General features: G+C 35.8%; 11 protein-coding genes and 1 pseudogene. 11 read left to right on the top strand and 1 reads right to left on the bottom strand.

The window, feature by feature from the left end; all coding sequences use genetic code 11:
* Nucleotides 1-3 precede the first annotated feature (3 nt).
* From BHX94_RS04850 to BHX94_RS04820, 8 genes and pseudogenes are all read left to right on the top strand, one after another.
* Nucleotides 4-1,632, top strand: a pseudogene (locus BHX94_RS04850) (PTS transporter subunit IIBC); the annotation flags it as partial.
* Nucleotides 1,633-1,731: 99 nt separating this feature from the next.
* Nucleotides 1,732-2,175, top strand: coding sequence for a PTS sugar transporter subunit IIA (locus BHX94_RS13090; protein WP_275068265.1), 444 nt, complete (start codon nucleotides 1,732-1,734; stop codon nucleotides 2,173-2,175).
* A gap of 51 nt (nucleotides 2,176-2,226) precedes the next feature.
* Nucleotides 2,227-3,045: an endonuclease/exonuclease/phosphatase family protein gene (locus tag BHX94_RS04845; RefSeq protein ID WP_170120766.1), complete on the top strand. Its 819-nt coding sequence runs from the start codon at nucleotides 2,227-2,229 to the stop codon at nucleotides 3,043-3,045.
* Between the two features lie 86 nt (nucleotides 3,046-3,131).
* On the top strand, nucleotides 3,132-3,494 hold the full coding sequence (locus BHX94_RS12935; protein WP_199798140.1) for a cytochrome b5 domain-containing protein: 363 nt from the start codon (nucleotides 3,132-3,134) through the stop codon (nucleotides 3,492-3,494).
* 156 nt (nucleotides 3,495-3,650) lie between these two features.
* The gene (locus BHX94_RS04835; protein WP_111745150.1) at nucleotides 3,651-4,325 is read left to right on the top strand and encodes a response regulator transcription factor; all 675 of its coding nucleotides are present in this window, start codon (nucleotides 3,651-3,653) and stop codon (nucleotides 4,323-4,325) included.
* Nucleotides 4,322-5,203 carry a sensor histidine kinase gene (locus tag BHX94_RS04830; protein ID WP_111745149.1) on the top strand — a complete coding sequence of 294 codons (882 nt, stop codon included), beginning with the start codon at nucleotides 4,322-4,324 and terminating at the stop codon, nucleotides 5,201-5,203. Before BHX94_RS04835 ends, BHX94_RS04830 begins: the two co-directional genes overlap by 4 nt.
* A gap of 112 nt (nucleotides 5,204-5,315) precedes the next feature.
* Nucleotides 5,316-6,065: an ABC transporter ATP-binding protein gene (locus BHX94_RS04825; protein WP_096077399.1), complete on the top strand. Its 750-nt coding sequence runs from the start codon at nucleotides 5,316-5,318 to the stop codon at nucleotides 6,063-6,065.
* Between the two features lies 1 nt (nucleotide 6,066).
* Nucleotides 6,067-8,037: an FtsX-like permease family protein gene (locus BHX94_RS04820; RefSeq protein ID WP_111745148.1), complete on the top strand. Its 1,971-nt coding sequence runs from the start codon at nucleotides 6,067-6,069 to the stop codon at nucleotides 8,035-8,037.
* A 57-nt stretch (nucleotides 8,038-8,094) separates the two neighbouring features.
* On the opposite strand, the gene BHX94_RS04815 is transcribed toward BHX94_RS04820, so the two are convergent.
* Nucleotides 8,095-8,634 carry a hypothetical protein gene (locus tag BHX94_RS04815; RefSeq protein WP_111745147.1) on the bottom strand — a complete coding sequence of 180 codons (540 nt, stop codon included), beginning with the start codon at nucleotides 8,632-8,634 and terminating at the stop codon, nucleotides 8,095-8,097.
* Nucleotides 8,635-8,912: 278 nt separating this feature from the next.
* Here BHX94_RS04815 and ppdK point away from each other — a divergent pair, with 278 nt between their 5' ends.
* The 3 genes from ppdK to BHX94_RS04800 all read left to right on the top strand — a co-directional run bounded on the left by ppdK (nucleotide 8,913) and on the right by BHX94_RS04800 (nucleotide 13,821).
* Entirely contained in the window at nucleotides 8,913-11,531 is a 2,619-nt protein-coding gene (ppdK, locus tag BHX94_RS04810; RefSeq protein ID WP_111745146.1) for a pyruvate, phosphate dikinase, read from the top strand.
* Nucleotides 11,532-11,544: 13 nt separating this feature from the next.
* A complete protein-coding gene (locus tag BHX94_RS04805; protein ID WP_096077395.1) occupies nucleotides 11,545-12,369 on the top strand; it encodes a pyruvate, water dikinase regulatory protein in 825 nt (274 codons plus the stop codon).
* A 135-nt stretch (nucleotides 12,370-12,504) separates the two neighbouring features.
* Complete coding sequence (locus BHX94_RS04800; protein WP_111745145.1) at nucleotides 12,505-13,821, top strand: APC family permease; 1,317 nt, start codon at nucleotides 12,505-12,507, stop codon at nucleotides 13,819-13,821.
* Nucleotides 13,822-13,823: the final 2 nt, after the last annotated feature.

The following is a 13,823-nucleotide window of genomic DNA, read 5'->3' as shown; positions in this document are numbered from 1 at the left end:
ATTATGAAACAGTTATTAAGCTTTGAATTTTGGCAAAAGTTCGGTAAAGCACTGATGGTTGTTGTAGCAGTTATGCCAGCAGCAGGTCTTATGATAAGTATTGGGAAATCGATTCCATTAATTAGCCCAGACATGCAAATGTTAATCACAATTGGTGGAGTCATTGAAAGTATTGGTTGGGCGATTATCGGAAACTTACATCTACTCTTTGCGTTAGCTATTGGGGGAAGTTGGGCGAAAGAAAGAGCAGGCGGTGCGTTTGCAGCAGGTATCGCATTCGTATTGATTAACCGTATTACAGGGGCAGTATTTGGTGTTAACAGTGCAATGCTTGCAGATGATAAAGCATTCACGCATACATTATTCGGCACAAAAATCATGGTTAAAGGGTTCTTTACGAGTGTATTAGAATCACCAGCATTAAACATGGGGGTATTCGTTGGTATCATCGCAGGTTTCGTTGGTGCGAATGCATATAATAAATACTATAATTATAGAAAGTTACCTGATGCATTATCATTCTTTAATGGTAAACGTTTTGTACCATTCGTTGTTATTCTTTGGTCAACTATCGTTGCATTAATTCTCGCAATCGTATGGCCATACATTCAAGCAGGTATTAACAACTTTGGTTTATGGATTGCATCAAGTAAAGATACAGCACCAATCTTAGCGCCATTTTTATTTGGATTCTTAGAGCGTTTATTATTACCATTCGGTCTTCACCATATGTTAACGATTCCGATTAACTACACACAACTAGGTGGAACTTACGAAATATTATCAGGTTCACAAGCAGGTACAAAAGTATTCGGACAAGATCCACTTTGGTTAGCTTGGGCAACAGACTTAGTGAACCTAAGTCACGCTGGAGATACAAGTCAATACAATCAAGTACTAAACGACTTTACGCCAGCACGTTTCAAAGTAGGACAAATGATTGGTTCATCAGGTATTTTAATGGGTCTTGCATTAGCGATGTACCGCAATGTGGATAAAGACAAATTACCGAAATACAAATCAATGTATTTCTCAGCAGCTTTAGCAGTATTCTTAACAGGTGTAACTGAGCCTTTAGAATTCATGTTCATGTTCGTTGCAGTACCTTTGTATGTTGTTTATGCTTTCATTCAAGGTGCAGCATTTGCGATGGCAGATATTATTAACTTACGTGTGCACTCATTCGGTACGATCGAGTTATTAACGAGAACACCACTTGCAATTAAAGCAGGTTTAGGTGGAGATTTAATCAACTTTGTATTAACGACATTAGGATTTGCAGTTATAACTTACTTCTTAGCAAACTTCTTAATTAAGAAATTCAACTTTGCGACACCAGGACGTAACGGTAACTACGAAGCGGATGTGGTGGATGAAGCAGGGGCAACAGATGTTAAAGCAGATGATCAAGTGATTCAAATAATTCACTTATTAGGTGGCAAACAAAACATTAAAGACGTAGATGCTTGTATGACGCGTTTACGTGTAAGTGTTAACGATAGAGATTTAGTAGGTAATGAAGCAGCTTGGAAGAAAGCTGGTGCAATGGGCTTAATCGTTAAAGATAATGGTGTTCAAGCAGTTTACGGTCCGAAAGCTGATGTATTAAAATCAGATATCGAAGATTTATTACAATCAGGAGCGGATATTCCGGCACCGAAACAAGCAGTTGTACAACCGACAGTATTAGATAACACAGATACTAAAGGATTTACAGGTAATCAAAAATCATTGTATTCTGTCGCTGACGGTGAAGCAATGAATATTGAACAAGTTAATGATCCAGTATTCTCACAAAAAATGATGGGTGAAGGATTTGCGGTGAAACCAGCTGACGAAACAGTTGTAGCACCAGTTGATGGTGAAATCGTAAGCATCTTCCCAACGAAACACGCAATCGGTATTAAAACAGCAGACGGTATTGAAGTACTTGTACACATGGGTATTGAAACAGTCAGTATGACGAAACCAGCATCACGTGTAGTAGTGAACGATGGACAAAAAGTTAAAGCAGGCGATACGTTAGCGATTATGGATATCGAAGCAGTTCAATCTGAAGGTAAAGATACTACGATTATTGTAGTCATTACGAACAGTGAACGCGTTGAGTCGTTAACATTAGATAAATCAGGTCAAGTAGCGAAAGCTGAAAAAATCGGTTACATTGAAATATAATAAAGGGGTAGCTTCGGCTGCCTTTTTATTTTCACTAAAGGAGAGTGTATGATGAAGTTACTGACATTAAATGCGCATAGTTGGTTGGAAGCATTTCAAGAAGAAAAGATAGATCAAATCGTTGCACAAATTATTAAAGGTGATTATGACATCATCGCGTTACAAGAAGTGAATCAGTTGATTGAGAATGAGAGCATCGTTAATGATAAATATTATTGCTCAGGAAATGATGATATTCAAATAAAAGATGATAACTTTGCGTATATCATTGTTCAGAAACTTAAAGTACAAGGGTATGACTATTACTTTAGCTACGCGATGAGTCATATCGGTTATGACAAATATGAAGAAGGTAGTGCGATACTTTCAAAGTCACCAATCAAACCTTATTCAGAATTTGTTTCAACATATCAGTCTCCGGATAACTATCGCTCACGAAAAATATTATTTGGAGAGACGACAGTGAATGGAAAGTCGTTTGTAGTGGCAAGTTGTCATTTTTCGTGGTGGGTAAGTGAGAAGTATGGCTTTAGTCATGAATGGACGAATACGCAAAAGATTTTAGATCAATATGATCATCCGTTAATTGTTATGGGTGACTTTAATAATCCAGAAGGTACAGAAGGCTATAACTTCGTATTAGAAAACAGTGGTTTATTAGATGCGTATAATGAAGCAGAAGTAAAACATGGACATCATACGATAGAAAAGAATATTGCTGGATGGGAAAGCAATGGTGGGAAACTCCGAATAGATTTTATCTTTACGAGTAAAGGATTCAACGTTCTTTCAAGCAAGACAGTATTTGATGATGTTAACGCACCGATTGTCAGTGATCACTTTGGCGTTGAAGTTGAAATCACAGAATAGTCATATATTCTCTATATTTAAAGTTGTTTGCAGGTAGGAATTGCAATATGCTTTAAGTATAGAGATTTTTTATGAGGAGGATGGCTATGAAAAAACTAATGTTAATTACAGGTGCAATCTCAGTTGCAGTATTTATGGGATTTGCTTTATTTATGAATCAAAGTGGCGGAGAAGATAAGTTGAAACGTGACTTTACGCCGGCTGAAGAGAAGGTTATGAAAGACAACGTTTATGATGCAGAAAAGTTGAAAGCATTGGACGGTAAAGACGGCCATAAAGCATATGTCGCTGTTGATGGTGTTGTGTATGATGTCAGTGACGTTGAAATGTGGAAAGGCGGAAAGCATAACGGTCTTGAAGCGGGTAAAGATTTAACAGAAGGATTTAAATCATCACCTCATAGTGGAGGATTCCTAAAAGAACTTAAAGTTGTAGGATCTTATAAGTAAGTGCGTAACACCTCTGATGAGGTGTTTTTTTGTTTATGTAGTTTGGGGCGATTCAAGTAAGGAACCGGCCCAAAATAATACGTCATCATTCTAAATTCTCAACTTATACGCCACATTTATGTCATAATAATAAAAAACAACGGTGGTGGTGAGATGATGAAGGTTTTGATTGTAGAGGATGATTTGGTCATCGGGAAGATGCTCGCTGAGGAACTGAAGAAATGGCAGATAGAACCTATCTTAATAGAAGATTTTAATCACGTGATGGATGCCTTTAACGCAAATGCACCAGAACTTGTGCTACTCGATATTAATTTACCGGCATTCAATGGCTATCACTGGTGTCAGGAGATTCGTAAAGTTTCTACTGTTCCAATAATTTTCATTAGTTCTCGTAATGATAGTATGGATCAAGTGATGGCGATGCAGATGGGTGCTGATGATTTCATTGAAAAGCCGTTTAATATGACGGTCACGATTACTAAGATTCAGGCGCTATTACGCAGAACATATGATTTTACTACTCAAGTAAATAATTTAACTGTAAGTGGGTGTGAACTTCTACTGGAAGCGGCAAAACTCAAATATAATGGTGAAACAATTGACCTCACACACACAGAACTTCAACTCATACATGCTTTATTCCAGAATAAAGGGAAGTTTGTCAGCCGTAATACATTAATCGAAAAATGCTGGGAGTCAGAGCATTTCATTGATGATAATACCCTTGCAGTGAACATGACACGTTTACGCAAAAAGCTACAAAAAATCGGGCTTACTGATTTTATCGAAACGAAGAAAAATGTCGGATATCGTGTAGGTGATGTATGAGTTTCTTTAAAACGATTCAGCGAGAAATTTATATTATTGTATTAATCTGTGCATTATTTTTCTTTATTTTACTGATGTATAATGTACCATTTCGGGCGTATCTTTTAAGTGTATGTATCGTATTATTTATTTCATCGATTTACTGGATGATTCAATATATGAATTTTAAAAAAGAGCGAACGCTATTTGAAGAAAATGAACTGTTAAAGCAGGAAAATCATCGGCTGCGCAATGATTTTATCAACTATCAAAATGAAGTAGAGTCATATTTCTTAATGTGGGTGCATCAAATAAAGACACCGATTACGGCATCGAAACTATTACTTGAAGATCCGGATGAACAAGTGATATCTCAAGTACGTAATGAAGTGCTGCAAATTGATAACTACACCAATCTTGCACTCAATTATTTGAAACTAATGAACCAGAAGACGGATATGGTATTTATGGAAGTGAGTATCGATGAACTTGTTCGCCCGCTTATCAAACGTTATGCCATTCAGTTTATTTATTATCAAACAAAGTTGCATTACGACAAAAGTGAAGCATTAATCTTAACTGATGCAAAATGGACTTCTATCATGATAGAGCAAATTTTGAACAATGCTTTAAAATATGCACGTGGAAAAGAAGTATGGATTACGTTTGATGAAACGACAAAGACATTATCCATCCAAGATAACGGTATCGGTATTAATGCGAGTGACTTACCGAAAATATTTGATAAAGGTTTCTCTGGTTATAACGGTAGACTGAGTGAGAAATCAAGCGGTATTGGTCTTTATATCGTCAGCACAATCTCTAAGCGCTTAGGACACAAGGTCAAAGTTACTTCCGCATTAAACCAAGGTTCAGACTTCACCATTCAATTTAAATAACTCCAATCTTTCATTTTTGTAAGATTAACGGCTGTCTTTGTAAGAATAGATAAAGGCAGCCGTTTCAATTAGCACGTAAGATAAAGGTAACAACAAACAAGGAGTGAATGTAATGTTACTTAATATAAAAAACGTTAAAAAAGTATTCGGTAGAGGTGCAAACCAAACAGTTGCTTTAAAAGATATGAACTTTTCAATTAATGAAGGTGAGTTCGTTGCGATAATGGGTGAGTCAGGTTCCGGGAAATCGACATTGTTAAATATCATCGCTACATTCGATACACCGACTGAAGGAACTGTAACAATTGGTGGACAGGATTTAAGTATGCTGAAAAATAAAGAAGTTGCAAAGTTTCGTCGTGATACGTTAGGCTTCGTGTTCCAGGACTTCAATGTATTACACACGATGAGTAATAAAGATAATATTTTAATGCCGTTAGTATTATCTAATATGAAACCTAACGTCATGGAAGAAAGATTATCTCTCCTTGCACCAAGATTAGGTATTTCAGAACATCTGGAAAAGTTTCCGAATCAAATCTCTGGTGGTCAGCAACAGCGTGTAGCAATTGCCAGAGCTTTAATTTCAAACCCGAGTTTATTGCTGGCTGATGAACCAACAGGCGCGTTAGATTCTAAAACTTCAACAGATATCATGAACCTATTTCAGGATATTAATAAAGATAATCAAACGATTCTTATGGTAACACATTCTACGATTGATGCAGCATATGCGAGTCGTGTCGTATTTATTAAAGACGGTATTTTATATCATGAAATATATCGAGGAGATGAAACACAAAACGAATTCCAAAAACGCATTTCTGACAGTCTATCAATGCTATCAGAAAGAGGTGAGTAGGATGTTACAGTTACTTTCAAAACTCGTGATTAAGAACTTTAAATCACTCAGACAAATATTCATTCCATTCATACTCGCAACAAGTGTCATGCTCGGTCTTCAATATATTATGCTTTCGATGATCGCTAATGAATATATTCAGAAACGTCATGCGAATTTACCACAGTTATTAGTGTATTCAAATGTGCTAGTGGGTATCCTGACCGTCGTGTTTATTATTTATGCGAATCGTTTCGTAATGAAACAGCGTAAACAGGAATTTGCACTAAATATGGTGCTTGGTCTGGAAAAGAAACATATTCGATTTATTCTGTTATTAGAATCTTTCATACAGTTTATTGTTATCTCTATTTTAAGTGTATGTGGTGGTTATTTATTTGGAAACCTTGTGTTTTTATTAATGAATAAATTAGTCAAATCAAAAGGAATGTCACTGATGGATTATCCGTTTGATGTGAAGTCTGCACTTTTAACGATCGCAATTCTGGCAGGTGTTATGGTGATATTATTTATCTTTAATAACATCTCTTTAACCCTGCAAAGCCCAATTCAATTGATGCGATCACAATTTGCAGGAGAAAAGAAGACATCGAAGTGGTTACTAGCAGTGTTATTCATTATTGGTGCAATCGCTTTAGGTTATGGGTACTATATCGCACTCACTGCAACAGGTGTATTAGATTCACTTCAGAATATCTTTACTGCAGTGCTGTTAGTAATGATAGGGACTTACTTTTTATTCATGTCACTTACGATTATCGTATTACAGTTATTGAAACGTAATAAGAATATCTATTATAAACCGAACCAATTCTTCTCGATATCCGGTTTACTATCACGTATGAAAGCAAATGCAGTAGGGCTCGCTAGTATTACGTTGCTCATGACCTTCTTAATGGTGACTTTAGGAATGTCACTTTCTGCATATCGTGGTATTGAAGCACAAGTTGCAGGTAGTATGACTCAGGATTATGAAATTAATGTCTACGGTAACACAAGCAAGCAAGTGAAAAATATACAAAGAGATATTGAAAAGATAGCTGACGTTGATAAATTTAGAGTCAGTACAATAGCGTTCTTTCCGATTATTAAGGAAGGCAATGAGTTAATACCTTTAAACGATAAGATTGGTCCGAAGTTAAAAGGGAGAGATATGACTTATGTTGTACTTACAACAGAAAAAGACCACAACATTGCGCATGATGCAGCAGTGAAAGTCAACGACGGAGAAATCATCGTGAGTACAAACGCGGAACGCTACAGTCATGATAAGACATTAAAGATAATGGGTCAGGAAGTAAAAGTACAAAGAGAGCGTGCAAACTATATCGGGAATCAAATTGCAATTGATGCGATGTATATTATCGTTAAAGATCAAGTACAGTTTGAAACATATCGTAATTATTTCAAATCATTGAATAAAGAAACGAATAAACTGGAAGCACCTGAAGCAAGTGACACGTTAACCTTTAATGTAAACGCACATGAAGAGGCGTTTAAGAAAGCTATTCCAAAATTTCAGAAGAAATATGGCATACGTATTCAAAATAAAGATGATGTTCAAAAAACAATTTATGAGTTAAATGGAGGATTAATCTTTATCGGTATTGTCGTATCAATTACGTTACTTACAGGTGTGTTCTTAGTGCTATACTACAAACAACTATCTGAAGGATATGAAGACAAACGCAACTACGACATTATGCAAAAAGTAGGATTACCTCAAGAATTGATTAAAAAGACGATTAACAAACAGATTATCTGGATTTTCGGTTTACCAATTATTATTACGGTGATTCATACATTGTTTGCTACCAAAATTATATTTAATTTACTTGGTGTATTAGGTATTCGCGATAAAGCGATGTTCTTTTCAAGCTATAGTATTGTAATGCTCGTAATTATGATTGTCTACGGAATCATGTATCTGATTACATCGAGAACATATTATAAAATTGTTAATGAGAAATAAAAATTTGGCCCGATTCCACTAAGGAATCGGGCCATTTCTTATATTAAAATTACATTTTTATTCAAACGTCTTCACAAATGCTTCAGTACTTTCAGATTTCTGCCAAGCATCGACGTTCATCGGATCGATATGAATAATCGGTCCACCTTCAGTTGTGATGTATTCACCTTGTTCAGTGCCTAATCCATCAACGAAGACTGTCTTACCGTGCAATGTGTAGTAATCTTTCAATTCATCTTTCATCTTGTTACGTACAACGATGTACTCTTCAACATCACTATTTTCGTACATGTAACCTTCGATTAAAGTGTAGCCTGGAACAATACCTTCATGGTCTTTAATTGTTGCAACGTATGACCAATCAATAACGACAGTATGATCACCAGAGAATGAGTGACGCGTTAATGGATAGATGCTTCCACGCCATTCAATTTCTGCATAATCCGGAATATCCTTATATTCCATTGTATATTCTTTCTCAGATTCATACGCTGTGATGAATGGTACAACTGCTAACCATTCTTTTATCTCTTCAACTGTGTCGAACATTCCTACGATGTGATGTTTTTTACCATCAATAAACTTTAGTTGATACATATGAATCTCCCCTTAAAAAAGTTTTCTTAAAGATAAACTTTAAGTTACTTCGATTATAATAAAGCGTTTTCATTTCTGCTACTGAATGGTAAAACTTTTTCAACTTTTTTCTGACAAGTTCACAATACATTCATATTTAAACGGATATTTTTAAAAAAATTTATTAAATTATCTTTTTATGATTGTCATAAAAGTTTTAATGTGACATACTAATCATTATAATAGTATAACCTAATAGGTTAATTGGTATAACACAAAAAATGATGAGGTGACTAAATTTGAGTAAATTTGTATATGCATTTGAAGAAGGAAGTCAAAATATGAAAGACTTATTAGGTGGTAAAGGTGCGAACTTGTCAGAAATGATGCGCCTTGGTTTACCTGTTCCTAACGGATTTACAATCACGACTGAAGCTTGTATCGAATATTTAGATCGTGGTGAACAGTTATCAGACGAAGTACTTACACAATTAGATGAGAAGTTAAAAGAACTAGAAGATAAAACAAATAAAGCTTTCTCTTCAGATGAAAATTTACTATTAGTATCAGTGCGTAGTGGTGCGAAAATCTCTATGCCGGGTATGATGGATACGATTTTAAATTTAGGATTAAATGATGAAAATGTTGAAAAATTAGCAGCAAAAACAGAAGATGCACGTTTTGCATATGATTGTTATCGTCGTTTGTTACAAATGTTTGGTAGCGTCGTATACAACATTCCGATGCCAGCATTTGAAGAGTACTTTGAAGCGTTCAAAAAAGGTAAAGGGCATGCAACTGATGCTGATGTGCCGGCTGAAGATTTGAAAGAGATCGTTAAACAATATAAAGAAATCTATATCGAAGAAGCACATAAACCGTTCCCGCAAGAGCCGAAGAAACAGTTAACTGAAGCGATAGAAGCGGTATTTAAATCATGGAACAATGATCGTGCACGTATATATCGTGATTTAAACGAAATTCCTCATGATATCGGAACTGCTGTAAATGTTCAGGAAATGGTGTTTGGTAACAGTGGTGATCGTTCTGGTACAGGTGTTGCATTTACACGTAACCCAGCGACCGGTGAACATAAATTATATGGTGAGTACTTATTAAACGCGCAAGGAGAAGACGTTGTAGCAGGTATTCGTACACCAAAAGAAATCGAAACGTTAAACGAGCAAATGCCACATGCTTACGAGGAATTCGTAAATGTAACAAAGAAATTAGAAGCACATTACAAAGATATGCAGGATATCGAGTTTACGATTGAAAATGAAAAGTTATTTATCTTACAAACGCGTAACGGTAAACGTACTGCTAATGCTGCAATCAACATTGCTGTAGATATGGTACATGAAGGTGTCATTTCTAAAGAAGATGCAGTGGCAATGGTAGATGTTAAATCAATAGATCAGTTATTACATCCTAACTTTAATGAAGAGGCATTAAAATCTGCTGAATTAGTATCAGATAAAGGTTTGCCAGCTTCTCCTGGTGCTGCAACAGGTATTATCGTCTTCTCAGCATTAGATGCAAAAGCGAAAGCTGAAGCTGGTGAAAAGGTTATATTAGTTCGTCCGGAAACTTCTCCAGAGGATATTGAAGGTATGATAGCTGCTGAAGCGATTGTAACGACACATGGTGGTATGACGAGTCACGCAGCTGTAGTTGCACGTGGTATGGGGAAATGTTGTGTAACGGGATGTTCTGATCTTGAAATTAATACGAAAGAAAAGTACGTAAAATATGCAGGTAAAACTTTATCTGAAGGTGATGTTATCTCAGTTAATGGTTCAACAGGTGCTGTATATATCGGTGAAATTGAAACAACGAAAGCTGAAGCAAGTGATGTCTTTGAAGAATTTATGGGCTGGGCAGAAGACATCGCACGTTTATCTGTACGTATGAATGCGGAAACTGAAAGTGATATTAAATCAGGTTATTCATTTAACGCAAAAGGTATCGGTTTAGTACGTACTGAGCATATGTTCTTTGGTGAAGAACGCTTAATCGAAATGAGACGTTTCATCTTAGCATCTACTTACGAAGAACGTGTAGAAGCATTAAATAAAATCAAAATTTATCAAACGGAAGATTTCGAAGGCATCTTTAACTTATCTCAGGACCGTCCATCAATCGTACGTTTATTAGATCCACCATTACATGAGTTCTTACCGAAAGGTGGAGAAGAAGTTAAAGCAGTTGCCAATCAGTTAGGCGTTACTACAGATTTCTTAGAAAAACGTATTAGTGAATTACATGAATTTAATCCAATGTTAGGACATCGCGGTTGCCGATTAGCGATTACTTATCCTGAATTATATGAAATGCAGACTGAAGCAATCATTACAGCTGTGCTGAATTTAAAAGAAAAAGGTATCGAAACAAAGCCTGAAATTATGATTCCTTTAGTTTCAACAACACAAGAATTTGTTATCTTAAAAGATGTTGTTAAGAAAAAAGCACAGGAAATCATGGATGCAAAAGGTGTACAAGTCGACTACCTAATTGGTACAATGATTGAAACACCACGTGCATGTCTAGTTGCAGGAGAACTCGCTCAGCACTCTGAATTCTTTAGTTTTGGTACAAACGATTTAGCACAATTAACATATGGTTTCTCTCGTGATGATGCCGGTAAATTCATCAACGAATACATTAACCGTGAAATTCTTAATGTCGATCCGTTCCAAACATTAGATGTTGAAGGGATGGGACAACTTATTAAGATTGCAGTTGAAAGCGCAAAATCAGCAAACCCAGCCATTAAGATTGGTGTTTGCGGAGAGTTAGGTGGCGATCCTAAATCAATTCATTTCTTTAATGATTTAGCGATTGACTATGTATCATGTTCACCATTCCGTGTACCAGGTGCTACTTTAGCGACAGCACAAAGCCAGGTGAAAAAATAGCAGGAGGAACACTTTGAGTAAATATGAATCTAAAGATTTATTAATCTATATCGTATCTGATTCTATCGGTGAAACCGCTGATAGAATGCTTCATGCAACGTTATCTCAATTTCCGAAACTAACATCTGTAAGTGTGAAGAAATTTTCATTCATCAAAGATGAAGAAGAGTTTAAGAACATTTTAGAACTAGCAAAACAAAAAGAAGCAGTCGTAGTTACAACACTTGTAAATCCAGAATTTAATCGTCTGGGACAAGTATTTGCCAAAGAGACAGGCTTGTCATATATTGATTATATGACAGGCTTGATCAGAGTCATACAAAATCATACTGATATGGAACCGGTTGGTGAAAGTGGCGCGCTTAGAAAGATGGATGAAGAATACTTTAAACGTATTGAAGCGATTGAGTACTCAGTAAAATATGACGACGGTAAAAACTTTCATAATTTAGCTGAAGCTGACGCAGTTATTGTTGGTGTTTCTAGAACTTCTAAGACCCCGTTAAGTATGTATCTGGCAAATAAAGGATTTAAAGTTGCGAATATTCCTTTAGTGCCTGAATCACCTATTCCTGAAGAAGTATATCAACAAAAGAATTTAAAGGTATTTGGACTGACTGCAAGTCCGAATTATATTATGAATATACGTACAGAACGTATTAAAGTTTTAGGGCTTACAGGACCGGGACAATATAATGATTTGAAACGTATTAAAGAAGAATTAAGCTATGCTGAAGAAGTATTCAATCGATTAAATGCTACCGTTATTAATACAGAGTATAAGTCGATTGAAGAGTCGGCATTCTATATAGAACAATATTTAAAGAAACGTAAATAATAATACCCAGGATTGAGACGATTTGTCTCGATCCTTTTTTGTTTCGAAAAAATTTACTGAAAATTAATTTAGTAAAACAACATACGAGAATGACAGTTATATGATATTATGATTGAGGATTAAAAGGAGGTAATTATGGAAAAAGGAATGAATAAAGGTATAGGATTTTTTTCAGCTTTAGCACTTGTAATGGGGACTGTTATTGGTTCAGGTGTATTCTTTAAAATATCTAACATAACAGAAGTAACAGGAACACCAGGTATGACTTTGTTTGTATGGCTGTTAGGTGGTTTGATCACAATATGTGCTGGACTGACAGTAGCTGAACTTGCAGCAGCTATTCCGAGAAATGGTGGACTGACGACATATATTGAATTTACGTATGGTAAATTTTTTGGATTCTTAGCAGGATGGGCACAAAGTTTTATTTACTTTCCTGCGATGATTGCAGCACAATCGATTGTATTTTCACAGCAAATTGATAATTTATTTCACATCGGAAAGGGATGGCTATTTCCGATAGCTGTTATTGCGATGATTTCAATATTATTGATTAACTGTCTAGGCTCGAAGGCAGGTGGAATACTGCAATCCATTACTTTGGTCGTTAAGCTTATACCGATCATTGCTATCGTCGTGTTTGGTTTAATGCAGACGGGAGATGTTCAGGTATCTTTAATACCTACTACAGGTGATACAGGTATTAATTTCTTTGTAGCACTAGGTGCTGGATTGCTTGCGACAATGTTTGCATATGATGGATGGATTCATGTCGGTAATATTGCCGGGGAAATGAAAAATCCGAAAAGAGATTTACCCTTAGCAATCACATTGGGACTAGGTCTAGTTACAATTATTTATTTATTAGTAAACGCAGCATTTTTATTTACATCACCGATTGCTGAACTTAAAGGTAATTTAAATGCAGCAACTGATACAGCAGAAATTTTATTTGGACAATCTGGTGGAAAATTAATTACAATCGGAATAATGGTATCAGTGTATGGTGCATTAAATGGTTATACGATGACAGGAATGCGTGTACCAGAAGCGATGGCAAAAAAAAATTTACTGCCATTTAAAAATGTATTCACGAAACTCACAAATAGTGGTGCACCATGGATGAGCGGATTGATTCAGGTCGTTATTGCGATTATTATGGTTTCTCTTGGGGCTTTTGATTCAATCACAAATATGCTTGTATTTGTAATCTGGGCATTTTACTGTATGGCATTTTATGCAGTATTTGTATTACGTAAGAAAGAAAAAGAACTCGTGCGTCCATATAAAGTGCCATTGTATCCAGTCATTCCTATGATTGCTTTACTGGCAGGACTGTTCGTTATGCTAAATACATTGTTTACACAATTTGGGCTAGCGATAACAGGAACAATCATCACGCTTTTAGGAATACCCATCTATCTTTATCAGATGAAAAAAGAACAATATTAAAA

Source organism: Macrococcoides bohemicum (genome assembly GCF_003259675.1).
GTDB lineage: Bacteria > Bacillota > Bacilli > Staphylococcales > Staphylococcaceae > Macrococcoides > Macrococcoides bohemicum.
The sequence above is the reverse complement of the archived record's forward strand: the minus strand, read 5'-3'. Positions and strand labels throughout refer to the sequence as shown.

Excerpts from the sequence above, each read along its gene's own strand:
- BHX94_RS04845 (WP_170120766.1), top strand. The coding sequence starts at position 2,227 with ATGAAGTTACTGACATTAAATGCGCATAGTTGGTTGGAAGCATTTCAA.
- BHX94_RS12935 (WP_199798140.1), top strand. The coding sequence starts at position 3,132 with ATGAAAAAACTAATGTTAATTACAGGTGCAATCTCAGTTGCAGTATTT.
- BHX94_RS04835 (WP_111745150.1), top strand. The coding sequence starts at position 3,651 with ATGAAGGTTTTGATTGTAGAGGATGATTTGGTCATCGGGAAGATGCTC.
- BHX94_RS04830 (WP_111745149.1), top strand. The coding sequence starts at position 4,322 with ATGAGTTTCTTTAAAACGATTCAGCGAGAAATTTATATTATTGTATTA.
- BHX94_RS04825 (WP_096077399.1), top strand. The coding sequence starts at position 5,316 with ATGTTACTTAATATAAAAAACGTTAAAAAAGTATTCGGTAGAGGTGCA.
- BHX94_RS04820 (WP_111745148.1), top strand. The coding sequence starts at position 6,067 with ATGTTACAGTTACTTTCAAAACTCGTGATTAAGAACTTTAAATCACTC.
- BHX94_RS04815 (WP_111745147.1), bottom strand. The coding sequence starts at position 8,634 with ATGTATCAACTAAAGTTTATTGATGGTAAAAAACATCACATCGTAGGA.
- BHX94_RS04800 (WP_111745145.1), top strand. The coding sequence starts at position 12,505 with ATGGAAAAAGGAATGAATAAAGGTATAGGATTTTTTTCAGCTTTAGCA.